Origin of the sequence: Amycolatopsis sp. NPDC004169, assembly GCF_040610315.1 — a bacterium.
Lineage (GTDB): Bacteria > Actinomycetota > Actinomycetes > Mycobacteriales > Pseudonocardiaceae > Amycolatopsis.
Genome location: NZ_JBEXMD010000014.1, coordinates 149783 through 171159 on the forward strand (window position 1 = coordinate 149783; position 21377 = coordinate 171159).

22 protein-coding genes are annotated in these 21377 nt (G+C 71.8%); 14 read left to right on the top strand and 8 right to left on the bottom strand.

Annotation, left to right across the window (positions count from 1 at the left end; genetic code table 11):
• The first annotated feature begins 3 nt into the window (after positions 1-3).
• From ABZX11_RS20995 to ABZX11_RS21005, 3 genes are all read left to right on the top strand, one after another.
• The gene (locus ABZX11_RS20995) at positions 4-954 is read left to right on the top strand and encodes a Leg1-related protein (protein WP_354915191.1); all 951 of its coding nucleotides are present in this window, start codon (positions 4-6) and stop codon (positions 952-954) included.
• 466 nt (positions 955-1420) lie between these two features.
• On the top strand, positions 1421-2221 hold the full coding sequence (locus tag ABZX11_RS21000; RefSeq protein WP_354915194.1) for a methyltransferase domain-containing protein: 801 nt from the start codon (positions 1421-1423) through the stop codon (positions 2219-2221).
• Between the two features lie 134 nt (positions 2222-2355).
• Positions 2356-2733, top strand: a complete 378-nt coding sequence (locus tag ABZX11_RS21005; RefSeq protein ID WP_354915197.1) for a hypothetical protein — start codon at positions 2356-2358, stop codon at positions 2731-2733.
• Positions 2734-2937: 204 nt separating this feature from the next.
• Here the strand turns inward: ABZX11_RS21005 and ABZX11_RS21010 are convergent, their stop codons facing one another.
• Together ABZX11_RS21010 and ABZX11_RS21015 are read right to left on the bottom strand one after the other, a co-directional pair.
• On the bottom strand, positions 2938-3345 hold the full coding sequence (locus ABZX11_RS21010) for a hypothetical protein (protein ID WP_354915200.1): 408 nt from the start codon (positions 3343-3345) through the stop codon (positions 2938-2940).
• Positions 3346-3475: 130 nt separating this feature from the next.
• Positions 3476-4717 carry an MFS transporter gene (locus ABZX11_RS21015; protein ID WP_354915203.1) on the bottom strand — a complete coding sequence of 414 codons (1242 nt, stop codon included), beginning with the start codon at positions 4715-4717 and terminating at the stop codon, positions 3476-3478.
• Between the two features lie 54 nt (positions 4718-4771).
• Between ABZX11_RS21015 and ABZX11_RS21020 the strand changes: the two genes are divergently transcribed.
• Positions 4772-5485, top strand: a complete 714-nt coding sequence (locus ABZX11_RS21020) for a helix-turn-helix transcriptional regulator (protein WP_354915206.1) — start codon at positions 4772-4774, stop codon at positions 5483-5485.
• Between the two features lie 73 nt (positions 5486-5558).
• Positions 5559-6353: a MerR family transcriptional regulator gene (locus tag ABZX11_RS21025; RefSeq protein WP_176177035.1), complete on the top strand. Its 795-nt coding sequence runs from the start codon at positions 5559-5561 to the stop codon at positions 6351-6353.
• A 27-nt stretch (positions 6354-6380) separates the two neighbouring features.
• Here ABZX11_RS21025 and ABZX11_RS21030 read toward each other — a convergent pair whose 3' ends face one another.
• On the bottom strand, positions 6381-7520 hold the full coding sequence (locus ABZX11_RS21030) for a mechanosensitive ion channel domain-containing protein (RefSeq protein WP_354915209.1): 1140 nt from the start codon (positions 7518-7520) through the stop codon (positions 6381-6383).
• A 69-nt stretch (positions 7521-7589) separates the two neighbouring features.
• Complete coding sequence (locus tag ABZX11_RS21035; protein WP_354915213.1) at positions 7590-8174, bottom strand: helix-turn-helix domain-containing protein; 585 nt, start codon at positions 8172-8174, stop codon at positions 7590-7592.
• A gap of 110 nt (positions 8175-8284) precedes the next feature.
• On the opposite strand from ABZX11_RS21035, the gene ABZX11_RS21040 reads away from it, so the two are divergent.
• Entirely contained in the window at positions 8285-9421 is a 1137-nt protein-coding gene (locus ABZX11_RS21040; RefSeq protein WP_354915216.1) for an NAD(P)/FAD-dependent oxidoreductase, read from the top strand.
• A 6-nt stretch (positions 9422-9427) separates the two neighbouring features.
• Here the strand turns inward: ABZX11_RS21040 and ABZX11_RS21045 are convergent, their stop codons facing one another.
• Positions 9428-10324, bottom strand: coding sequence for a TIGR03564 family F420-dependent LLM class oxidoreductase (locus ABZX11_RS21045; protein ID WP_354915219.1), 897 nt, complete (start codon positions 10322-10324; stop codon positions 9428-9430).
• Between the two features lie 90 nt (positions 10325-10414).
• Between ABZX11_RS21045 and ABZX11_RS21050 the strand changes: the two genes are divergently transcribed.
• From ABZX11_RS21050 to ABZX11_RS21070, 5 genes are all read left to right on the top strand, one after another.
• Entirely contained in the window at positions 10415-10945 is a 531-nt protein-coding gene (locus ABZX11_RS21050) for a helix-turn-helix domain-containing protein (RefSeq protein ID WP_354915222.1), read from the top strand.
• A gap of 111 nt (positions 10946-11056) precedes the next feature.
• The gene (locus ABZX11_RS21055; protein WP_354915225.1) at positions 11057-13753 is read left to right on the top strand and encodes a SpoIIE family protein phosphatase; all 2697 of its coding nucleotides are present in this window, start codon (positions 11057-11059) and stop codon (positions 13751-13753) included.
• A gap of 136 nt (positions 13754-13889) precedes the next feature.
• The gene (locus ABZX11_RS21060; RefSeq protein ID WP_354915228.1) at positions 13890-14531 is read left to right on the top strand and encodes a hypothetical protein; all 642 of its coding nucleotides are present in this window, start codon (positions 13890-13892) and stop codon (positions 14529-14531) included.
• Positions 14532-14602: 71 nt separating this feature from the next.
• Entirely contained in the window at positions 14603-15274 is a 672-nt protein-coding gene (locus ABZX11_RS21065) for a response regulator transcription factor (protein ID WP_354915231.1), read from the top strand.
• Positions 15271-16623 (top strand): HAMP domain-containing sensor histidine kinase, encoded by a 1353-nt coding sequence (locus tag ABZX11_RS21070; protein ID WP_354915234.1) that lies wholly within the window; start codon positions 15271-15273, stop codon positions 16621-16623. Before ABZX11_RS21065 ends, ABZX11_RS21070 begins: the two co-directional genes overlap by 4 nt.
• A gap of 56 nt (positions 16624-16679) precedes the next feature.
• Here ABZX11_RS21070 and ABZX11_RS21075 read toward each other — a convergent pair whose 3' ends face one another.
• On the bottom strand, positions 16680-17402 hold the full coding sequence (locus tag ABZX11_RS21075) for a hypothetical protein (RefSeq protein WP_354915237.1): 723 nt from the start codon (positions 17400-17402) through the stop codon (positions 16680-16682).
• Positions 17403-17515: 113 nt separating this feature from the next.
• On the opposite strand from ABZX11_RS21075, the gene ABZX11_RS21080 reads away from it, so the two are divergent.
• Both ABZX11_RS21080 and ABZX11_RS21085 read left to right on the top strand, forming a co-directional pair.
• Entirely contained in the window at positions 17516-18181 is a 666-nt protein-coding gene (locus ABZX11_RS21080) for a TetR/AcrR family transcriptional regulator C-terminal domain-containing protein (protein WP_354915240.1), read from the top strand.
• Between the two features lie 95 nt (positions 18182-18276).
• Positions 18277-19041 (top strand): aldo/keto reductase, encoded by a 765-nt coding sequence (locus tag ABZX11_RS21085; protein WP_354915243.1) that lies wholly within the window; start codon positions 18277-18279, stop codon positions 19039-19041.
• 55 nt (positions 19042-19096) lie between these two features.
• Here ABZX11_RS21085 and ABZX11_RS21090 read toward each other — a convergent pair whose 3' ends face one another.
• A complete protein-coding gene (locus ABZX11_RS21090) occupies positions 19097-19744 on the bottom strand; it encodes an SDR family NAD(P)-dependent oxidoreductase (protein ID WP_354915358.1) in 648 nt (215 codons plus the stop codon).
• Positions 19648-19959, bottom strand: coding sequence for a hypothetical protein (locus tag ABZX11_RS21095; RefSeq protein ID WP_354915367.1), 312 nt, complete (start codon positions 19957-19959; stop codon positions 19648-19650). Before ABZX11_RS21095 ends, ABZX11_RS21090 begins: the two co-directional genes overlap by 97 nt.
• 81 nt (positions 19960-20040) lie before the next feature.
• Here ABZX11_RS21095 and ABZX11_RS21100 point away from each other — a divergent pair, with 81 nt between their 5' ends.
• A complete protein-coding gene (locus ABZX11_RS21100) occupies positions 20041-21009 on the top strand; it encodes an AraC family transcriptional regulator (RefSeq protein ID WP_354915246.1) in 969 nt (322 codons plus the stop codon).
• The last annotated feature ends 368 nt before the right edge of the window (positions 21010-21377 follow it).

Below are 21377 nucleotides of genomic sequence, written 5' to 3' on the forward strand. Positions count from 1 at the left end.
TGCGTGAGCTCCGTCCATCCCCCGGAACTGGCCGACCTGGACCTCTACGCGGTCTGGGTTTCCGCGGCGGAGCTGACGGACCGGTTCGACCCGTTCCGGTTCGAGCACCGGATGGCGGCCTACCGGCAGCTGATCGAGGCCACGAACACGGGCGGGCTGTTCGGCGCCGACAACCGGGACAATCCCTTGTGGGCGTGGACGTTCCAGCTCCAGTGGCAGTGCCGCACCGGGCGGCTGGGCACCACCACGCACGCCGACGGGGCGATCGATCCGGACTCGCCGTGGGCCTACGGCAACTACACGCTGAGCGTGGTCCCGTGGCTGGGCGCGGAGCGCGCCGGCGTGGTCGCTCCGCTCGAAATCGCCGACGCGCCCGCCACGGCCCGGTTCCGGTACGTGCGGGGCGGCGTGGTGCCGGACGAGCTGGCGCCCAGTGTCGAGCAGTGGCAGCGCTACTTCGCGATGGTCGAGGACACTCCGGCCACGACCGACTTCGAGCCGCTCCGGATCGCGCTGTGGAAGGCGCACAAGACCTGTCTCGACGTCGTGGTCACGACCATCGCGGACATCGACCCGGCCCCGTACGCCCCGCTCGAACTGACGTTCCTGCGCGGCTGGTGCCGGATGGTCGACTACCTCGGGGCGGCGGCCTGGCGGACCGACTTCGGCTTCATGACCGAGCACGGTCTCGATGTGCTGCCGGAGATACTGCTCGAGCAGCGTTCCGACCTGCGCAGGCTTCCGGACAGCGTCCGGCGCAACGTCGCCAACGTGCTCCGCCTGGCCACCACCTCACCCCGCCGCCACGCGCTGAACCTGGGGCTGTGGCGGCGGATCATGCGCACCAGGGCCGCGCGGGACGAGGTGCTGACCCTGCTCGACGCGGTGTTCGACCCCCGGCGGGACAACGCCGCGGCCCGCCGGCGGGTGATCGCCCACCTCCTGCGTCCGTGACCACCCCGGACACCGACGAGCCGACGTCCGGCCGGCCGCGTGGCCGGGTCGGCGATCCCGGCCACGACCGGCCCGGACGCCCGACGGCGAGCGTCCCCGCCCCGACGTCGGCGGCGCAACCCGCTTCCGGCGCGGGTTTCGACCGCAAGGCGTGCAGACCGTCCACATCGGACGCTGGACGTACGGCGGCTAGCTGCGGGTTTCGATGTTGACGCTGCGGGGCGAGAACGGGTCGCACGAGCCCTGCGCACTCGTCGGCGTGCTGGTCAGCGTCATCCAGTTCGAGCGGTAGTCCCAACCGGCGAGGCAGTCGAGCCACAGCCGCCACTGGCCGCCGGACCCGGGTTTGGTCGGCCGGCCCCGGCACTCGAGACGCTGCTGTGGCAGCCCATTGCCCGGGTGGCCAACCCGGCGTAATGTTCATCATGCGGACACATTGTCTCAATATTTGAGAAAAGGGTTGGCCATGGCAGCGAAGGACGTCTACACGCACGGCCACGCCGAGGTCGTCGTCGCGAGCCACGCGGCGCGCACCGCGGCCAGTTCGGCGGCCTACCTCCTGCCCCTGCTCCGCCCGGGGCTGGACCTGCTCGACGTCGGCTGCGGTCCGGGCAGCATCACGGTCGACCTCGCCGAAGCCGTCGCGCCCGGGCGGGTGCGCGGGATCGAGATCACCGAAGCCCCGCTCCCCGCCGCCCGGGCGAACGCGGCTCGGCGTGGGGTGTCCGTCGAGTTCGCCGTCGACGACGCGTACGCGCTCTCCGATCCCGACGACAGCTACGACGTCACCCACGCCCACCAGGTGCTCCAGCACCTGTCCGACCCCGTTGCCGCTCTCCGCGAGATGCGGCGGGTAACGCGCCCCGGCGGGGTGGTCGCCGTGCGCGACGCCGACTACGGCGCGTTCCGGTGGTGGCCAGAGGACCCCCGGCTCGACGACTGGCAGGACCTGTACCGCACCGTGGCCCGCGGCAACGACGCCGAGCCCGACGCCGGCCGCCGGCTGCTCGCGTGGGCGCACGAAGCCGGGTTCACCGAGATCAGGCCGTCCGCTTCCGTGTGGTGCTACGCAACTCCGGACGAACGCTCGACGTGGGGCGACATGTGGGCCGAGCGAATCCATTCCTCGGTCGGCAAAATGGCCCTCGAACGCGGCCTGGCCACCCAGGCCGACCTCGACGCCATCGCCCAGGCGTGGCAGAACTGGGCGGCCCACCCCGACGGCTGGCTGCTGATCCCCCACGGAGAAGTCCTCGCCCGCGCCTGACGCCGGAACCTATTCGGCCTTTCCTCCGGAGAGCGCCGGGTGAACAGCGGGCCCGCGGTGCGGCCGGTGACGAAGATGGCCACCACGGAAACGGCGCCGGCCCCGAGCGCCACGCTCGCTTGCGTCGGCGCACCGTGGCCGATGAACTGCACGGCAACCAGCGCGAACACGACGAGCGCACCGAAGCCGAGCAGCGCCGAAGCCACCCGGAAGCCGAACCACGCCCATTCGAGCCGCCGTCGGTGCCGGTGGTGGACGACCTCCGCGTCGTGACGCTGTTGAAGCCGTGTCTCGACGAGCTTCAGCACCCGGTCCGCGCTGTCGGGCTGCTCCTTGTACAGGTCACGCACGTGCTCGAGGACTCGCATGCCCAGCCACTCGTCGACCAGCGAAGCACCGGGCGTGGTCTGTTCGGTCATGACCGGTCACCGCCCTGCCGCGCGACCGCGTCATGCTCCGAGAGGACACGAGCTCGAACGGCTGCAGTGGCTGAACGTCGAAGAATCAGCTGATCGCTCGGATCATTCTCCGGGCCTTACCCCGCTTAAATACCGACGATGTTTCGGAGGGGCCCGCGCTCGCAAAGTTTTCTTGAGTTCTCCGCGAGCTGAATTCCTGAGGCGGGCCGGCGGTCTCCACGGAGTTCTTCCCTTGGCTTCCCGACGGGCATATCGATGGCCTTCGCGACCTCGGCGTAGTTCATGCCGCCAGATGAATCAGCTGGAGCAGCCGGTGCTCACCGGAGGACAACCGGGCGAAAGCCCGGTCGATCCGGGCGTACCAAAGGGGCCGAGCTCCTGCGTGTATCGGACCTCGGACCATGCGCTCCCGTCTCCGCCTGCAACACGGGCGACCCAGCGCAGCAGCTCGCTTCCATCGTGGATCTCGTCCAGGTCTCGCACCATCCGCAGGTACACCTGCTCCACGATCCGATCTGCGGCTTCCTTGCCGACCTCCGCGGATCGGAGCACCGCCCACAGCAAGGGCGCGGTCCGGTCGACGAGCTCGTCCCAGGCGGCCTCGTCACCGGAGCGCGCGGCGACCAGAGCGGCCGCGACCCGGTCCTGGCCGCTCTGCTCCCACCATGGAGGAGGTGACACGGACGTCCGCCCAGGCTCGTTCATACCTGTCACTGTCGTGGTTGCCCGCCCCCATGGCTAGAGCCGGACCGGTGACGCGGGTGACCGAGCCGTGGCGGCCCTGCGCACGATGATCAGCATCCTCCTTTGTGGACAGATTTCCCGAGCAACTCCTTCACCGGGATTCGACTCCCGACGCCGTGTAGCGCCAGAACGGCCGCACCAGGAAGGCGCCGCCCAGCACGAGCGCCACGCACACCAGCGCGGTTCCGGACCACGCCACCACCAGCGGCAGCGCCGAGGCCATCATCCCCGCGCGCAAATCACCGAGACGGGGACCTCCCGCGACGACGACCGTGTACACCCCCTGCAGCCGGCCACGCATCCGGTCGGGGACGGCGGTCTGCAGGATCGTCTGCCGGTACACCGCGCTGACGAAGTCGGCCGCGCCCGCGACGACGAGCAACGTCACCGCCGGCCACAAACTCGGGGCGACGCCGGCCAGAGCGACGGCCCCCGCCCAGACCGCGACCGCCACCGCGAGGGCAGCGCCTTGGCGCCGCACCCTTCCGATCCAGCCGCTGGACAGCCCGGCGAGGACCGAGCCGGCCGCGATCGACGCGTACAGCAGGCCGACTCCGCCGTGCCACCTCGTCTCCGCGGCTTGCGGGAACAAGGCCGTCGGCATGGCCAGCACCATCGCGGCGATGTCGACCAGGAACGACATCAGCAGGACCCGGCGGCCGACGAGGAAGCGCAGGCCGTCGAGGACCGATCGCAGCCCCGGACGGCCGATCGGATCCGTTCCGGGCAGCGGCGGGAGCCGGAAGGTGGCGTAGAGCGCCGCCGTGAACAGCACCGCGTCGACGCCGTAGGCGTAGCAGAACCCGTCCGGGAGGCCGAGGAGCGCTCCCGCGAGCAGGGGGCCCAGCACCTGGCCGACCGTCGAGGCGGTGAACGTGAGCGAGTTGGCCGCGGGCACCACCTCCGGCGGGACGAGGGCCGGGGTGATCGCGCCGCGCACGGCGGACGAGACGGCGAAGCCGCCGGACTGGACGGCGACGAGCCCGAGGATCAGCGGCACCGACCCGATCCCGGCCATTGCCTGGGCGAACAGCGCCAGCGTGACCGTCCAGGTGAGCCCCGAGGAGGCCAGGTACAACCGCCGCCGGTCCACGGCGTCGGCCACCGCGCCGCCGTAGAGCCCGAACACGAGGATCGGGGCGAGACCGGCCAGCCCCGCGAGACCGACGTCGAACGAAGCGTGCGAGAGGTCGTAGACCTGCACCGGAACGGCGACTTCGGTGACCATCGTCCCGATGACCGCGGCGCCTTGGCCGAAGAACGTCCGGCGGAACACCGGATGCGCCAGCGGCCGGGTGTCCATCGCGATGCGGCGCAGCCGGTGGGTCGTCATGCGCTCACCGTCGCAGGAGCCACCCGTGTCGAACTTCCGATAAGCTGTCTTCTTGTGTCGGAAAACCGCCACCGGCACGCGGCCGGGCACGTCATCGAGCGCCACCGCCACGACGAGCACCAGCTGGTGTACGTCCACCGGGGTGTGCTCGCCGTCCGCACCGACCACGGCACGTGGGTCGCCTGCGCCGACCGTGCCGTCTGGATGCCGGCCGGCACCTGGCACGAGCACCGCGTCTACGGCGATTCCGAGGTGCTCACCCTGATGTTCGCCACCGGCGACGCGCCCTTGGACGGCACCGCGCCCGCGGTCATCGGCGTCAGCGCGCTGCTGCGCGAACTGCTCGTCGCCACCACCGAACCCGGTCTCGGCGACGCCGACGCCGCCCGGATCCACGCCGTGCTGCGCGACCGGCTCCGCCGGGCCCACGGCCGGCCGCTGACCCTGCCCGAGGCCCGCGACCCGCGGCTGGCCCACGCGTGCCGGCTCGTCACCGACGACCTCAGCCGGCCCCGCACGACGGCGTGGCTGGCCCAGCGCACCAGCACCAGCGAGCGCACGCTGTCCCGGCTGTTCCGCCTCGAGTTCGGCACCACCTACCCCCAGTGGCGCACGACGACCCGCGTGTTCCACGCGATGATCCACCTCGCGGAGGGCGCCACCGTCACCCAGACCGCACACCGGTGCGGCTGGGCCACCCCGAGCGCGTTCGTCGAAACGTTCACCCACGTCATGGGCCGGACACCGGGCAGCTACCGGACCCGGTGAGCCGGGATCGTGTGGGCTCGCGGCGTGGGAGAGCCATGGACTCTCCCCCGGGGAGAGAGTCCAGAATGGAGGGGTGCTGAGCATCGGGGAGTTTTCGCGGCTGACCCAGTTGAGCGTGCGCACCCTGCGCCGCTACCACGAGGCGGCCCTGCTGGAGCCCGCCGTAGTGGACCAGACCACCGGTTACCGCTACTACGGCGTCGACCAGATCCCGGCCGCGCAGGTCATCCACCGGCTCCGCGAACTCGACGTCCCCCTGAGCGACGTGCAGCGCATCCTGCGGACCCCCGACCCCGAGGTCCGGGCGGCCCTGGTCGCGGACCACCTGCAACGCCTCGAAGACGTGCTCGACCGCACCCGCGCCGCGGTCGTTTCGCTGCGGCGCCTGCTCCGGCCCGACCCCGCGCCGATCGACGTCGAGCTGCGCGCGGAGCCCGCCCGGACGGTCGCGGCGGTGGAAGCCGTGGTCGGCCACCGCGACGTCGCGGCCTGGTTCGCCGGCGCGATGGCCGAACTGGAGGCGGCCGTCGGCGCCACCGCGACCGGACCACCGGGCGGCTGCTACGACAACGCGCTGTTCGAACAGGAACGCGGGCACGCGCTCGTCTACCTGCCGACCGCCGAGCCACCCAGCACCGGCCGCGTGCACCCGGTGGTGCTTCCGGCCGCGGAACTGGCCGTCACCACCCACATCGGCGAGCACGACGGCGTCGAGGTCACCTACGGCGAGCTGGGGACCTGGGTGGTGGAGAACGCGATGTCGGTGGCCGGGCCGGTGCGGGAGGTCTACCGCGTCGGCCCTCGCGACGTGAGCGATCCCGCTGCGTGGCGCACCGAGATCGGCTGGCCGGTCTTCCGGGTCACCTGAAGCGCTCAGCACTGCCGCGCGAATCCGTCACGGGCCGTTGAACGTGCGTTCCCGCGTCCGGCCGTCGGCGCTGTCGCCGAAGAGGCGGGCGTCCTGGCCCGGCGCGTGATCCGCGGCCGCCGGGACCGGAGCCGCCTGCAGTTGTTCCGTGCGCAGGCGTGGCAACGCGTACGGGTGCGCCCGGCGCACCCACTGCACGAGCTGCTCGCGGACCAGGCAGCGCAGGTCGAACAGCGTCGGCGCGTCGGCCGCGCTCACCAGCGCGCGCACCCGGATCAGGGTGTTCACCGCGTCGGTCACCTGCAGCACGCTGACCCGGCCGTCCCAGAGGTCGGTGTCGGCGAGGATCCGGCGCAGCTCCTCGCGCATCTCCTCCACCGGGACCGACCAGTCCAGGTCCAGCTCCACCGTGCCGAGGAGCGCGGCTTCGCGGCGGGTCCAGTTTTCGAACGGCTGGGACATGAAGTACGAGGTGGGCATCACGAGCCGGCGGTCGTCCCACAGGTGGATCACCAGGTACGTCAACGTGATGTCCTCGATGCGGCCCCACTCGTTCTCCACGATCACCACGTCGTCGAGCCGGATCGCGTCGCTGAACGCGATCTGGATGCCGGCGAACACGTTGCCGAGCAGGGACTGCGCGGCCAGCGCCGCCACCGCACCCACCACGCCGGCCGAGGCGAGCAGGCTGGTGCCGGCGGCGCGCGCCGCCGGGAAGGTCATCAGCATCGCGCCGAACGCGAGCAGCGCGACGCCGGCCACGGTGATCCGGCGGACCAGGGTGACCTGCGTCTGCAACCGGCGGGCGTGCCGGTTGTCCGGGACGTCGACCCGCAGCCTCGACAAGGCGGCCCGTTCGATGGACGTGAGGACGCCGGCGACCAGCCACCCGCCGACCCCGATCAATGCCAGCCCGAGCCCGTGGCTCACCGGCCCCCGCCAGGGCCCGTCCGGGAGGCCGAAGGTGCACGCGCTGCGCACCGCGACCACGGCGGCGAACCAGAGGAACGGCCGGTGGGCGTGCACCGTCAGCTCGGCCAAGACCGCGGAACGCCGTCCCGGCCGCCGGATCAGCCGCCGGAAGAGGTGCTCGGCGATGAGGAACAGCCCGAACGCCGACGCCGCGACGACCACCGCGGACACCAGCCGACCCCATCCGTCGGACACACCTCTCCCTTCGTTGCCCGTCCCGGGGCGGATACCCAGAGCCGTCGCGGGCCGACACAGTGGGCGTTCTCACAGCCGCGAAGGGGGCTGCCAGCCGCGGGTGAGGATGTCGAAGACCGCCTCGACGGCGGCCCGGCGGTCCTGCCTGCCGCGCGCCAGCGACGGGATGTCCAGGACGAACCGGGCCAGTGCGACGCAGTTCAGGTCGTCGTGCGCAACGCCGAACTCGTCGGCGATGGCCGCGCCGAGGCTGTCGGCGTGCCGGGTCCACATGCTTTCGCTGTACGCGCGCAGCGCCGGCGTGGAATCGATCAACGCGCTGTACGCCGCCATCTGCGGGTGCGCCGCGATCGGCAGCCAGGTGTCCAGGACGTGCTGCCGGAGGGCGTCGACCACGCTCAGGCCGGCGGCGCGCTCCCGCACCGCCGCCACGAGTCCCGCCTCACGGTCGCGGTCCTGGTCGAACGCCAGCGCCTCCTTGCTGGGGAAGTGCTTGAACAGCGTGGTCGTCGACACGTCGGCGGCGTCGGCGATCTCGCGGATGCCGACCTGGTCGTAGCCGCGCTCGAGGAACAGCCGCAACGCGGCATCGGCGATCGCCTGACGGGTGGCCGCCTTCTTGCGTTCTCGGCGGCCCACGGGGGCCTCGGTCATGGCGTGAGCATAGCCGAAGGTGGCACCGAGCACTAAGTGGAACGGTTGCACTTTTGAAGTCGTTCTGCTTTTCTGGTGCGGCCAGCCCACCGCACCGAAGGGACAAGACCATGACCTCGCCCAGCACCGCCCGGATCAGCATCATCGGCGCCGGCCCCGGCGGCCTCACCTGCGCCCGCATCCTCCAGCGGCACGGCATCGCGGTCACCGTGTACGACCGCGATCCGCACCGCGACGCCCGCAACCAGGGCGGCACCCTCGACCTGCACGCCGACGACGGCCAGCTCGCCCTGCGCGAAGCCGGCCTGCTCGACGAGTTCTTCGCGCTCGCCCGCCCGGAAGGCCAGGAGATGCGCGAGCTGAACCCCGCCGGCGAGCTCCTGACCCACCACGTGGCCGCCCCGGACGAGTTGTTCAAGCCCGAAATCGACCGCGGGCAGCTGCGCACCCTGCTGCTCGACTCGCTCCAGCCGGGCACCGTCCGCTGGGGCCATTCCCTGCACCGGGTGAGCGGACCCGCCGACGGCCCCCGGACCCTGCACTTCGCCGACGGCACGACCGCCGAGACCGACCTCGTCATCGGCGCCGACGGTGCCTCCTCGCGGGTCCGCCCGATCCTGTCGCCCGCCGTCCCGCAGTACACCGGCGTGCACTTCCTGGAGGCGTGGTTCGACGACGTGGAGACCCGCCACGCCGCACTGTCCGAACTGGTCGGTCAGGGCGGCGCCCACGCGGCCGACGGGGAACGCGCCTTGTTCGCCCAGCGCAACAGCGGCGGCCACCTCCGCGTCTACGTCATCCGGAAACGCCCGGCCGACTGGCTCACCGCCGCCGGACTGTCCACAGAGGACACGGCGGGTGTCCGGGCCCACCTGCTCGCGGAGTTCGCCGACTGGTCACCGCGGATGCGGCAGCTGATCGCCGACAACGACGGCCCCTACGTCGACCGGCCGATCTTCGCCCTGCCGGTCCCCCACACCTGGGCGCACCACCCGACGGCCACCCTGCTCGGCGACGCCGCCCACCTGATGCCCCCGCTGGGCGTCGGCGTCAACCTGGCCATGCTCGACGCCAGTGACCTCGCCCTCGCGCTCGCCCGGTCGGCCACCGTCGACGAGGCGATCCGCGCCTACGAGAACACCATGCTGCCCCGCGCCACCGACATCGCCAAGATGCTCGAAGGCCGCGCCGAAGACCTGCTGTCCACCGACGTCCCCGACTTCGGCGACGACGACACCCGGCCCTGAGCCGCGTCAGGCGAGCCCTGCGACGAACTCCAGCGTGCGCCGTCGCTCCTCGTCGGTGCCGACCGGGCTGACCAGCAGGTCGGTGACGCCCGCCTCGCCGAACCCGCGGACCGTGGCGGCCACGAGGTCCTCGTCACCGGCCGTCACGGTCTCCTCGAGCCCGCTCTTCCCCTGCTGCCGGAGCAGCCGCCGGTAGCTCGCGAACTCCCCCGCCGCGCCGAACCGGGCGCGGATGTCGTCCCGGACGCGGTCCGGCACCGCCGTCACCGACAGCATGGCCGCCGCGACCACGCGCGGAGCCGGCCGCCCGGCGCGGCTCGCGGCGTCGGTGATCTTCGGGACCACCTGCTCGCCCAGCACTTCCGGCCCGGCCCACACGGTCACCGTGCCGTCGGCGAGCTCGCCCGCGATGCCGAGCATCACCGGGCCGAGCGCGGACACGAGCACCGACGGCGGCTCGGCTCCGGGCACCTCGACCGTCCCCGACACCGAGAGCGTCTCGCCGCGGAACTCGACGGTTTCCCCGCGCAGCAACGAAACCAGGGCTTGCAGGTACTCGCGGACGTGCCGCGCCGGCCGGTCGAAGGACAGCCCGTACACCCCTTCGACGACCTCGCGGTGACTCGGGCCGACGCCCAGCGTCAGCCGTCCACCGGTGGCGGCCTGCACGGTCAGGGCTTGGCCGGCCAGCGCCAGCGGGTGCTGGGCGTAGGTTCGCACGACGGCCGTGCCCAGCCCGATCCGCGGGACCCGCTGCCCGGCCAGTGCCGCGACGGTCAGCGCGTCCCACGCCGTCAGCTGCGGGAGGAACGCACTGGCCAGCCCCAGTTTCTCCGCCTCCGCGACGTCGCCGACGATCCCGTCGAGTCCCGTCTGCCCCGTCCCGTACAGCCCGATCCGCATGCCGCCTCCAAACGGAATTTCAGATTCACCTTCTGTCCCGAACGTAGCATAAGATGAACCTGGGATTCCGCTTCGAGAGAGGAGGCCGCCATGCGGGCCGACGCGGTGCGCAACCGCGAGCGGATCGTCACCCAAGCGGTGCGGCTGTTCGCCGAACGCGGCCCCGACGTCCCGATGTGCGAGATCGCCGACGCGGCCGGGCTGGGCGTCGGAACCCTGTACCGCCACTTCCCCGACCGCCGATCACTCGCACTCGACATCGGCCTCGGCGCGTTGCGCAACCTCGCGGACTTCGCCAGGGCGACCCGCGAAGACTCGGCGTGGGCCGAGCTCGTGACGATCATCCGGCACTGCGCGACACTCCCGCTGGCGCTCGCGAAGTCGCTGGCCGAGCTGCTGCCCGAGGAGGAGGCGCAAGCCGAGCTGGAGCAGACGGTCGACAGCCTGCTGGCCGACGTCGTCGTGCGGGCCCAGGGAGAAGGAACCCTGCGCGCGGACATCCCGGTTGCCGAGGTGCAGCGCCTGCTGAGCACGATCATCTGCCGCCCGGGCGCCCGCCCCGACGACTACCTGACCGTCGTCATGCTGGACGGCCTCCGAGCCCGGCCCGGGTCCGGCTGACGGTCCGCGCAGCCGACACACCACAGCCGTTTTCGCCCGCCACCGGTACCCTCAGTCACTGGCCGCCGGATCGGGTCGTCGACCGGTATCCTTTCGTGGAAAGTCGAACCCATGAGCACAGACCTGCCGGAGATCCTCGGCGAGCTGCCGGTCGTGGTGTGGGCGGCCGAAGCCGGCGGCGGGGTGTACTCGTTCGTCTCCGCAGGTTGCCAGGCCCTGCTCGGGTACCCGCCCGCCGCCTGGCTGGCCGATCCCGGCTTCACGACGACCGTCGTCCACCCCGATGACCGCGACCACTACGCGCGGACGCGGGCGGAGCGGTGGGCCCGTGGCGGCGACTACGAACTCACCTACCGCGCCACCGCCGCGGACGGCCGGGTGGTCCGGCTGCAGGAACTCGGCCGGGTCCGGCCCGGCGGCACGGTCCACGGCGTCTTGGCCGACGTCTCCGAACGGCGCTCCGAAACCGGGCGGCAGCGGTTCCTCGCCGAGTTCGAGCGCGGGTTGCAGGAGTTCGACGACGCCGAGCAGATCATGGTCCACGCCGCGCAGAGCCTCGGCGAGTACCTCCGAGCCGACCGCTGCGCCTACGCCGAGGCCGAAGAGGACCAGGACCACTTCCTGATGAGCGGCGACCACGCCACCGGCCTGCCGCCGCTGCCCGGCCGGTTCGCCATGTCCGCGTTCGGCGACGGCTGCGTGACCGCGATGCGCGCCGGCCAGTCCTGGGTCGTCCACGACAGCCGGGCCGACGACCGGCTCGCCCCGGCCGACCTGCACGCCTACCGCGTCACCGGGATCCGTGCGGTGATCTGCGTGCCGCTGCTGCGCGGCGGGCGGTTCGCCGCCGCGATGGCCGTCCACCAGGCCACCGTCCGGCACTGGACCACCGAGGAAATCGAGCTGGTCGAGCTCGTCGTCAGCCGGTGCTGGGAGTCCATCCAGCGCACCCACGCCCTGCGGGCCCTGCGCGACAGCGAGCAGCGTCACCGGCTGCTGGTCGAACGCGCGACCGACGCGATCTGGGTGCTCGACCGCGACCTGCGCTTCGTCGAAATCAACCCGGCGGCCTGCGAGCTGCTCGGCTACACCCGCGAACAGCTCATCGGCACCCCGATCACCACGCTGCTCGACGACGACGGCGACCACCGCTGGCGGCAGGTGATCGCCGACCCCGGCACCGTCCTGGAAGTCAGCGAAATCCACCAGGTCCGCCGCGCCGACGGCACCGAAATAGCCCTCGAACTCAGCATCCAGGCCACGCCCTCGGGCGTGCAGGCCATCGGCCGCGACGTCACCGAGCGCCGCCGCCGCGAAGCCGAACGCGACCTGCTCCTGCAGCGCGAGCACGAGATCGCCGAGACGCTGCAGCGCAGCCTCCTGCCCCGCGACCTGCCCGAACTCCCCCGCCTGGCCGCGGCCGCCCGGTACCGGCCCGCGACCGGCCACGCCCAGACCGGCGGCGACTGGTACGAACTGATCTCCCTCGGCGGCTCCCGGGTGGCGCTGTCGGTCGGCGACGTCGTCGGCAAGGGCCCGCAGGCCGCCGCGGTCATGGGGCAGCTGCGGACCGCGCTGGCCGGCAGCCTGCTCGACGGGCACGGCCCCGCGGCCGCACTCGACCGGCTCGACGCCTTCGCCGCCCGGACCGACGGTGCGGCCGGCACCACCTGCGCGTGCCTCACCCTCGACCGGGACACCGGCGAGCTGACCTGGGCCTCCGCCGGCCACCTGCCACCGGTCGTGGTCGAAAGCGGAACCCCGCGGTTGCTGACCGCCGGCGGGAGCGTCCTCGGCACCCCGGACCCCGCGCGGCACGAAGAGCGGACGGCCCCCCTCTCCCCCGGTGCCTCGGTGCTCCTCTACACCGACGGTCTCGTCGAACGCCGCGACGAGCCGATCGACGACGGCCTGCGGCGGCTGTGCGAAGCCGCGGCTCAGGCTCACGCCCTGTCCCCGGACCACCAGGTCGCCGCGATCACCGACGCCCTGCTGAGCGCCGGCCAGGACGACGACGTCGCGGTCCTCGCGGTCCGGTTCCTGCCGCCTCCGCTGCACCGGCGCGCGACCGCCGACATCGGCCTGCTGCGCACGGTCCGCGACGACCTCGCCCGCTGGTCGGCCGAGGCGGGGTTGTCCCGCGAGCTGCACGAAGACCTGAACCTGGCGCTCGGGGAAGCCATCGCGAACTCCGTCGAGCACGCTTTTCCCGGCGCACACGGCGAAGCGGGCTACACCGTGACGCGGACGGCGGACGGCAAGCTCGACGTCGTCGTCCACGACAACGGCCGGTGGCGCCCCGAACCCGCCGACAACAGCCACCGCGGCCGGGGAATCGCCATCATCACCGCCCTGTCCGAGCGGTTCGACCTCGGCCACGACGACCACGGCACCACGGTCAGCTTCACCATCGCCGCCGAGCCCGGCCCCGCGTCCCCAGCCGCGCCGGCCGCCGCCACGCGCGCGGCACCGGCCGCCCTGTCCGCGGACGACGCCACCCCCGGACGCTTGATCCTGCACGTGTCCGGCGACGTCGACCTCACCACGATCGGCGACCTCCGGCCCGCCGTCCTGCACCACCTCGAGTCCACCAGGGCAACCGACGTCGTGCTCGACCTCGCCGAGGTGACGTACCTCAGCAGCTGCGGCGTCGCACTGCTGCTGGACTCCGCTGCGGCGGCGAAGCAGCGCGGGATTTCCCTGGGTGTCCACTCGCGCGCCGGCTCGCCTCCGCGCCGGATCCTCGAGCTGGCCGGCCTGGCGGGGATGATCGCCGCGCCGGCCGTGCAGGCCACCGAGGCCGAGTGACCCCGTGCCGGCCGGTCGCGCCGGCGTCGATGTTCCTTAGGTGATTCCAAAGTCGGGTGAAAGTCCCGCTGAAGTGCCGTTGGTGTGGTGGGGGCAGCACCGGACGGGACCGGTGCCCGGCATCGAGCGAGGACACATGGGGATTCGAACCAGACTGGCCGCCGCCGCCGTCGTGGCCGGCCTGACGGCCGTGACCGGCGCGGCCGCCGCCTCGGCAGCGGCTCCGGCGGCTCCGTCGTCGGCGCAGCCCGACCACAAGAAGGACGGTGGCAAGAAGGACGAAGGCAGGACGAACGACGAGCAGCTCGCCAAGGTCGCCGCGAGCCTGCACGTGACGGTCAAGCAGCTGACCACCGCCTTGGACAACCTGAAACGCGCTGTGGGCAACGGAACCGGCAAGGCCACGGCCATCGCCGCGTTCGCCAAGGAACTGGGGATCACGGTCGCCCGTGCGGAGAAGGTGCTGGCGGCACTGTCCGGCAAACCCGGCCCCGGCAAACCCGTTCCCGGCAAGGAGGCGGGCGTTCCGGCCAAGGCGGTCAAGCTGCTGGCCGCCGAGCTGAAGATCGGCGAGGACCGGGCCCGGCAGGTGTTCAAGGACCTCGACAAGGTCGGCGGCAAGGGCGGCGACGTCACGAAGGAGCCGGCGTTCATCGCCATCGCCAAGGGCCTGGGGGTCACCCCGCAGCGGCTGCTGGACGTGCTGCGCAAGGTCAAGGAGGAGTTCGCCGAGAAGGAGGGCGGCAAGCCCGAGGATGGGGCGCCGAGCGGGAAGTGATCCTCTCCGCCGGGGTGTCCGGGCCGGCCGACGGCCGGTCCGGGCACCGTGGTGTGCTCCATACTGGGCACGTGCGGGTACTGGTGGTCGACGACGACGAGGCCGTCCGCCGCTCTCTTGAGCATGCGCTGCGCCGGGACGGCTACCAGGTGTCCCTCGCGGCTGACGGCGGGCAGGCGCTGGACGAGCTCGGCCGGTCGCGGCCCGAGGTGATCGTGCTGGACGTGCTGGTTCCCGAACCGAACGGCCTGGAGATCTGCCGTCGGCTGCGCCGCCGCGGCGACCAGACGCCGATTCTCATGCTCACCGCGCGCGACCTGATCGAGGACCGCGTCGCCGGGCTGGACGCGGGCGCCGACGACTACCTGGTCAAGCCGTTCGCGCTGGACGAGCTGCGGGCACGGCTGCGAGCCCTGCTGCGGCGCAGCGGCGCGGTCCGGGAAGTGCTGCGGTTCGACGGCATCGAGATGGACACCACCACCTGCCGGGTGCAGCGCGACGGCCGGGCGATCGAGCTGACGCGCACCGAGTACTCGCTGCTGGAGTTGTTCCTGCGCAACCCACAGCGCGTGCTGAGCCGCGAGCTGATCTTCGAATCGGTGTGGGGCTACGACTTCGGGCCCGCATCCAACCAGTTGTGGGTCTACATCTCCTACCTGCGCGGGAAACTGGAAGCCGCCGGTGAGCCGCGGCTGATCCAGACCGTGCGCGGCCTGGGATACGTGTTGCGGGACCAACCATGACCTTGCGCACCAGGGTCGGCCTCGCGGGTGGGGTTGTCGTGCTGCTGGCGCTCGCCGTGGCGTCGCTGGTGGTCTACCCGGCCGTGCGGTCGATCATGCGGCAACAGGTCGACGCGTCGCTGAAGCAGAGCATCGGCGAGGGTGATTCCCTCGCCCGCCAGCTCAAGCAGAAGGTCGCCGAGTCCGGCGACAAGATCCCGATCGACGAGCCGGTCGAACTGGGCAGCACGCTCGTCCAGTTCGTCAGCGGCCCGGTGTACCCCGGCTCGAACCGGGCCTTCGTCGAGATCACCCAGCGGGACGCCGACGTCGCCGACGGCACGCAGCCGGCGTACTTCCAGGACACGGTCTACCACGGCGTCGAGTACCGCCTCCTCACCTCCGGGATGGGCAAGCAGCCGGGTGGGCTGATGCGGGTCGCCCACCGGCAGGACGACCAGGCCGCCGTCCTGGCCTCGCTGGCGGCGTTGCTGGTCGCGCTGACACTCGGCGGCGGCCTGGTGGCCGCGGTGACCGCGCGGCTGGCGGCGCGCCGCGTGCTGCGGCCGGTCCGGCAGCTCACCCGGACCGTCGAGCACATCACCGCGACCCACGACCTGACCGCGCCCGTCGACCACCTGACCGGACGTGACGAGATCGGCCACCTCGGTCAGGCTTTCGCCGCCATGACAACGGCTTTGGACGCGTCCATGCGGGCGCAGCGGCAACTGGTCGCCGACGCCTCGCACGAGCTGCGCACCCCGTTGACGAGCCTCACCACCAACCTCGAACTGCTCGCCGACGGCGACGGCCTGCGCGCGCCCGAGGCCCCGGCGCTCGTGCAGGACGCGATCGGCCAGGCACGGGAACTGCGGTCGTTGATCAACAACCTGGTCGACCTCGCCCGGTACGGCAAGAACACCGCCCGCACCGAGGACACCCGGCTCGACCTGGTGGCGAAGACCGTGATCGCCAAGGCCGCCACGCGCACCTCGGCCCCGCGGTTCACGTCCACCCTGACCCCGTGCCTCGTGCACGTCGACCCGGACGCGATCGAGCGGGCCATCGGCAATCTCGTGGAGAACGCGGTGAAGTGGAGCCCACCCGACGGCGAGATCACGATCACCGTGGCCGACGGCGAGTTCGCGGTCACCGATGAGGGCCCCGGCATCCCCGCGGCCGACCTGCCGTTCGTGTTCGACCGGTTCTACCGCTCCACCCAGGCCCGGTCGATGCCGGGTTCCGGGCTGGGCCTGGCGATCGTGCGCCAGGTGGTGGAGACCCACGGCGGGCAGGTCGCCGCCGAACCACTGGAGAACGGCCTGCGCATGCGGTTCCGCCTGCCGGTCGTGCCCGGCTGCGACCCGTAGGGTCTCGCTCGAGACGTCAGTTGCGTACGAAGCTGCGGTATCCGGCTGCCGGGTGGTCATGGCGCGGCGGCGTATTCCGCCCTGGGAGACGTCGTGTTGTCGCCGGACTGGGCTGGTTGGGCCCGCCACAGGGAGATGCCCAAGCCGATCAGCGCTACTCCGGCCGGAACGGCCAACGGCCGGTTGAACGACTCCGGGAGCACCGCGAGCGCGAGCGTGGCGACGGTGCCCGCGGCGAGCAGCGCCGAAGCCCACCGGGCGAGGACGCGTGCCCGGAACAGCGCGATGCCGAACAGGCAGCCGCCCGCGAGGTAGCCGACGGAGCTGACCACGAAGACGGTCTGCATGGCGCCGATGCCGTGGGACGCCGTGCCACCGAAGGCGACGGCGAGGACGTCCGCGACGTAGCCGGGCGCCGTGTGCGCCAGCGCCGGCAGAACGGCGGCGGCGACCACCTCGACGCTCAGCATGGACAGATAGCCGACGGCGAATACGACGTAACCGAGGAAGCCGAGGATGCCCGTCTCCCACACCTGGCGCAGGTACATGCCGGTGATGCCGGCGAGCGCCAGCGCGGCCATGAGCGCCTTCGCCGTGCTGCGCACGGCCCAGTCGGTGGTGGTGACCGCCGAGACGTCCATGGCCGGATGGCCGATCTGGACCGCGATGAACAGTGCCCCCGCGATCGCGGCAGCGGCTCCGGTGGCCCGCGAAAGGCCTCTTGCGCCGGGCGCCGTGGGTGACTGCTTCGCCTTGCCGGGTCTTCGTGTGGCGGTCATGCGTTGCTCCTCCGAGGCGGTACGGCGGAGGTGTACGCCGTACACCTCTAGTGCGCCCAAGCTAGGCGTACGATGTACACCTGTCAAGACCGGGCACGAGCTGGAGGATCCGGATGCAGGACACCGCCACGACCGGCGGCCGGGAGCGGCTCAACCGCGCCAAGGTGCTGCGCGCCGCCGTCGAACTGGCGGACGAAGGCGGCTTCGAGGGCTTGACCATGCGCAGGCTCGCGGACCGGCTCGGCGTCGTGCCCATGGCGCTCTACAAGCACGTGGCGGACAAGCGCGAGCTCCTCGACGGCATGGTCGACCTGGTCTTCGCCGAGGTCGAGGTCCCGGTCGACGTCGACTGGCGGACCGCCATGCGCCTCCGCGCGGGGTCGATGCGGCAGGCTTTGCTGCGTCACCCGTGGGCGGTCGGCCGGATGGAAACGGGTACCCCGGGACCGGCGAACCTGCACCACCACAACGCGGTGATGCGGTGCCTCCGCAGTGACGCGGGCTTTCCCTTCCGCATGGCCGTGCACGCGTACAACTTGTTGGACGCCTACGTCTACGGATTCGCCCTGCAGGAGAAAACCCTGGCCGGCGACATCCCGGCGGAAGCGGCGCGACGGAAAGAAGCCGTCGTCGACCGGCAACCGTCGGGGCTCGAGGACTACCCCTACCTCGCCGAGGTGGTCACCGAACTGGCGAAAACGGGGTTCGCCTTCGCCGACGAATTCGAGTTCGGGCTCGCCCTCATCCTCGACGGCCTCCAGGATGCCTCAGCCCGGTGAAGCCGAGTCCTGAAAGCCCTGCGGCCACTGCAACGGCTCTCGTGGACGGCTGGCGATAAGGGCAGCGCGAACTCGGGCACAGTCTCCCCGACCAGGTGCAGCTGGCCACCAAGTTCGGCATCGACCGCAGCGCCGGCGACCGGGCACGTCGCATCCGCGGTGCGCGCGATTTCGTGCTGCGCTCCTGCGACGCCTCGCTGCTGCGGCTGGGCGTCGACGTGATCGACCTGTACTACGCCCACCGCCCGCCGCAGGACGTGGAGATCGAGGAGACCGTCGGGGCGATGGCCGAGCTGGTCCAGGCGGGCAAGGTCCGCCACCTGGGCCTGTCCGAGGTCGACGGCGAGCTGCTGCGCCGGGCGCACGCGGTGCACCCCATCACCGCGGTGCAGAGCGAATACTCGCTCTGGACCCGCGACGTCGAGACGGTCACCCCGGTGATGGCTGAACTGGGAGTCGGGCTGGTGCCCTACTCGCCGCTGGGACGGGGATTCCTGACCGGCACCCTGGACCGGTCCGCGCTGAGCGAGAGGGACTTCCGGCGGACCAACCCCCGATTCGCCGGCGAGGCGGGCGAAGCCAACGAGAAGATCGCGCAGACCGTGCGGGAGGTGGCCGATCGGCTGGGTGCCACCCCGGCCCAGGTCGCGCTGGCCTGGGTGTACGCCCAAGCCGACCGGCTCGGGGTGGCGGTGGCGCCCATCCCGGGCACCCGCAACCCGGCCCGCCTGGAGGAGAACGCGGCCGCGCTGGAGCTCACCCTGGACGCCGAGGCGCTGGCCACGCTCAATCCGCTGAGCGACCAGGTGACGGGCGAGCGCTACACCCCCGCGCACACCGCCGAAGTCGCCCGGGGCTGACCGGTGCACGCGACGTCGGCGAGCGGACTTTGCCGGGTCGATCGGCGCTGAACGGTCACCAGCCGACGGGGCCGAGGCGATCGATGAAGATCCCGGTCGGCCCGTCCGCGCCGAGTGTCGCGAGTTCGATGATCGGGTCGGTGCCCTCGGTGACCGTCAGCTGGCCGGTGTGGTTGTTCATGTCGGTGGCGGTGTACTTGCGGTTGACGACCTCGCCGGGGGTGATGGCGTTGACCTTGAAGTTCGGCAGCGCCTGGGCGTACCGGACGGTGATCATGTTCAGCGCCGCTTTCGACGAGCTGTAGGCGAGCTCGTGCATCTTCGAGACGGGCTGCGTCGGATCGGCCATGACGGCGAAGGAACCGCCACCGCTGGACACCATCACCACCCGCGGAACGTCCGCCGCGCTCAGCAGGGGAAGGAACGCGTGCGTGACCCTGACCGGCCCGTACACGTTGGTGTCGTAGACGGAATGGATCTCCTCGGCCGTGGCATCCGCGGGCGGGACGGCGTTGCCCGGCGCACCGGCGTTGTTGATCAGCACGTCCAGCCGGTCGGTGTGCTTTCGCACGAGCTGCACGGCATCGGCCACCGACTCGTCCGAGGTCACGTCCAGCGGGACCATGACCACATTCGCCCCACCGGCAGCCAGCTTGTCGGCGGCCGCCTGGCCCCGGCCTTCGTCCCGTGAGCCGAGGAAGATCGTCCAGCCCCGCTCGCCTGGAGGTTGGGTTCCACGACGTAGGCCGCGGTCACGCCCTGGAGTGCGGGTGCCCAGGTCGCCGGATCCGCGAGGTCGAACGCGATGTCTCCGCCGGCGCGGCAAGCCGATCGCACAGCCTGGTCGGCCGCCTTGAGGCGCCGGGTGATGCGGCGACCGGTCTTCCCCGTGCCGCCGACGATGAGGATCTTCTGCATATCGGACAGTCAACTCCCCGACTCGAAGACGATCCATGGGAGAACGTCGAGAAACCCTTTGCGATCGTCTACGGTGAGCGGGTGGACGTGCTCAGCGACCTGCTGGTCCGGGCCCGCGCCGGCAACACCCGAGTCCGGCAGCTGATCCGGCGGCCACCGTGGTCGGTGACCTACGCCGATCCACCACCGTTGACCGTCGTGGCCACCCTCGGCGGATGCGCCTCGGCCAGGTTCGACGACGCCGGCGCCGCGGCGGCGCCGCTTGCCCCCGGGGATATCGCCCTCATCAAGGGACCCGGCCGCCACACGATCGCCGACGACCCGTCCACCCCACCCGGCTTCGTCATCCACCGGGGAAAGAAACACTTCCCCGACGGAGGCGAGGTGAAAGAGCAGGCCCAGCAGCCCTCGGCACCCCGCACCTACGGCGACAGCCTGCCCGGGGCAACCACCATGCTGCGCGGCGCCTACGACCTCCACGGTGACGCCGGTGCGCGGCTGCTGGACATGCTTCCACCACTGGCGGTCGTGCCCGCCGGGCCACGGACCCGGCCGGCACTGGATCTGCTCGCCACCGAGATCGCGCAGGACGAACCCGGCCAGGACGCCGTCCTCGCCCGATTGCTGGATCTGGTGCTCGTGCTGGCCCTGCGCGCCTGGTGCGCCGGGCCGCAAGCAGAGCTCCCGGCCTGGTACCGGGCGTTGGAAGATCCCGCCATCGGCGACGCTCTGCGTTTGATGCACGCTGATCCCGCCCATCGATGGACCGTCGCTGCGCTGGCCACCAGGGTCGGCATGTCCCGCGCCGCCTTCGCCGCCCGCTTCACCACCTTGGCAGGCCAGCCACCGCTCACCTATCTCACCGGCTGGCGGATGACCTTGGGAGCGGACCTGCTCCGGGACACCGAAGCCACCGTCGCCGCCGTCGCCCGCGCGGTCGGCTACGAAGACGCCTTCGCGTTCAGCGTCGCATTCAAACGCGCCCGCGGCGTCAGTCCCTCGACCTGGCGCCGCACATGCGGCGACACCGGCGCCACGACCGGCAGGTGAGCAGCCACCTCCGTCCGGCCGCAGCAATTCGGAACAAGCACCACCCCGCGCCGCACAGAGCCGACGTAACGTCAGCGGTCTTCTCGTCCGGGTCGTCGGGCCCTCGCTTGGGAAACAGGCACCGCCAAGTCGCCGACGACATGCTCGGTAGAGCCCCCATGGAGCGGCAGCCGCCACAGCTGCGGGTGGGCGGGGCCGGCGCATCGAGAGTAAGAGCTGCTGCTTCATCATGGCTGCCGAGGAGGTCCAACTGCTGACACGGATGCGCGCAGCGCGCGGGCGTAGACCCGGACAGCCTCGCTATACCAGCGCCGGGTGGCGTATCGCTCCACCGCCGCCACCAGCACGACCAAGAACGCGGTCAAGGC

What these genes read in the sequence shown, in the direction of transcription:
- ABZX11_RS21000 (WP_354915194.1), top strand. Translation starts at nt 1,421, where the DNA reads ATGGCAGCGAAGGACGTCTACACGCACGGCCACGCCGAGGTCGTCGTC.
- ABZX11_RS21010 (WP_354915200.1), bottom strand. Translation starts at nt 3,345, where the DNA reads ATGAACGAGCCTGGGCGGACGTCCGTGTCACCTCCTCCATGGTGGGAG.
- ABZX11_RS21015 (WP_354915203.1), bottom strand. Translation starts at nt 4,717, where the DNA reads ATGACGACCCACCGGCTGCGCCGCATCGCGATGGACACCCGGCCGCTG.
- ABZX11_RS21035 (WP_354915213.1), bottom strand. Translation starts at nt 8,174, where the DNA reads ATGACCGAGGCCCCCGTGGGCCGCCGAGAACGCAAGAAGGCGGCCACC.
- ABZX11_RS21040 (WP_354915216.1), top strand. Translation starts at nt 8,285, where the DNA reads ATGACCTCGCCCAGCACCGCCCGGATCAGCATCATCGGCGCCGGCCCC.
- ABZX11_RS21045 (WP_354915219.1), bottom strand. Translation starts at nt 10,324, where the DNA reads ATGCGGATCGGGCTGTACGGGACGGGGCAGACGGGACTCGACGGGATC.
- ABZX11_RS21050 (WP_354915222.1), top strand. Translation starts at nt 10,415, where the DNA reads ATGCGGGCCGACGCGGTGCGCAACCGCGAGCGGATCGTCACCCAAGCG.
- ABZX11_RS21055 (WP_354915225.1), top strand. Translation starts at nt 11,057, where the DNA reads ATGAGCACAGACCTGCCGGAGATCCTCGGCGAGCTGCCGGTCGTGGTG.
- ABZX11_RS21060 (WP_354915228.1), top strand. Translation starts at nt 13,890, where the DNA reads ATGGGGATTCGAACCAGACTGGCCGCCGCCGCCGTCGTGGCCGGCCTG.
- ABZX11_RS21070 (WP_354915234.1), top strand. Translation starts at nt 15,271, where the DNA reads ATGACCTTGCGCACCAGGGTCGGCCTCGCGGGTGGGGTTGTCGTGCTG.
- ABZX11_RS21075 (WP_354915237.1), bottom strand. Translation starts at nt 17,402, where the DNA reads ATGACCGCCACACGAAGACCCGGCAAGGCGAAGCAGTCACCCACGGCG.
- ABZX11_RS21080 (WP_354915240.1), top strand. Translation starts at nt 17,516, where the DNA reads ATGCAGGACACCGCCACGACCGGCGGCCGGGAGCGGCTCAACCGCGCC.
- ABZX11_RS21095 (WP_354915367.1), bottom strand. Translation starts at nt 19,959, where the DNA reads ATGCAGAAGATCCTCATCGTCGGCGGCACGGGGAAGACCGGTCGCCGC.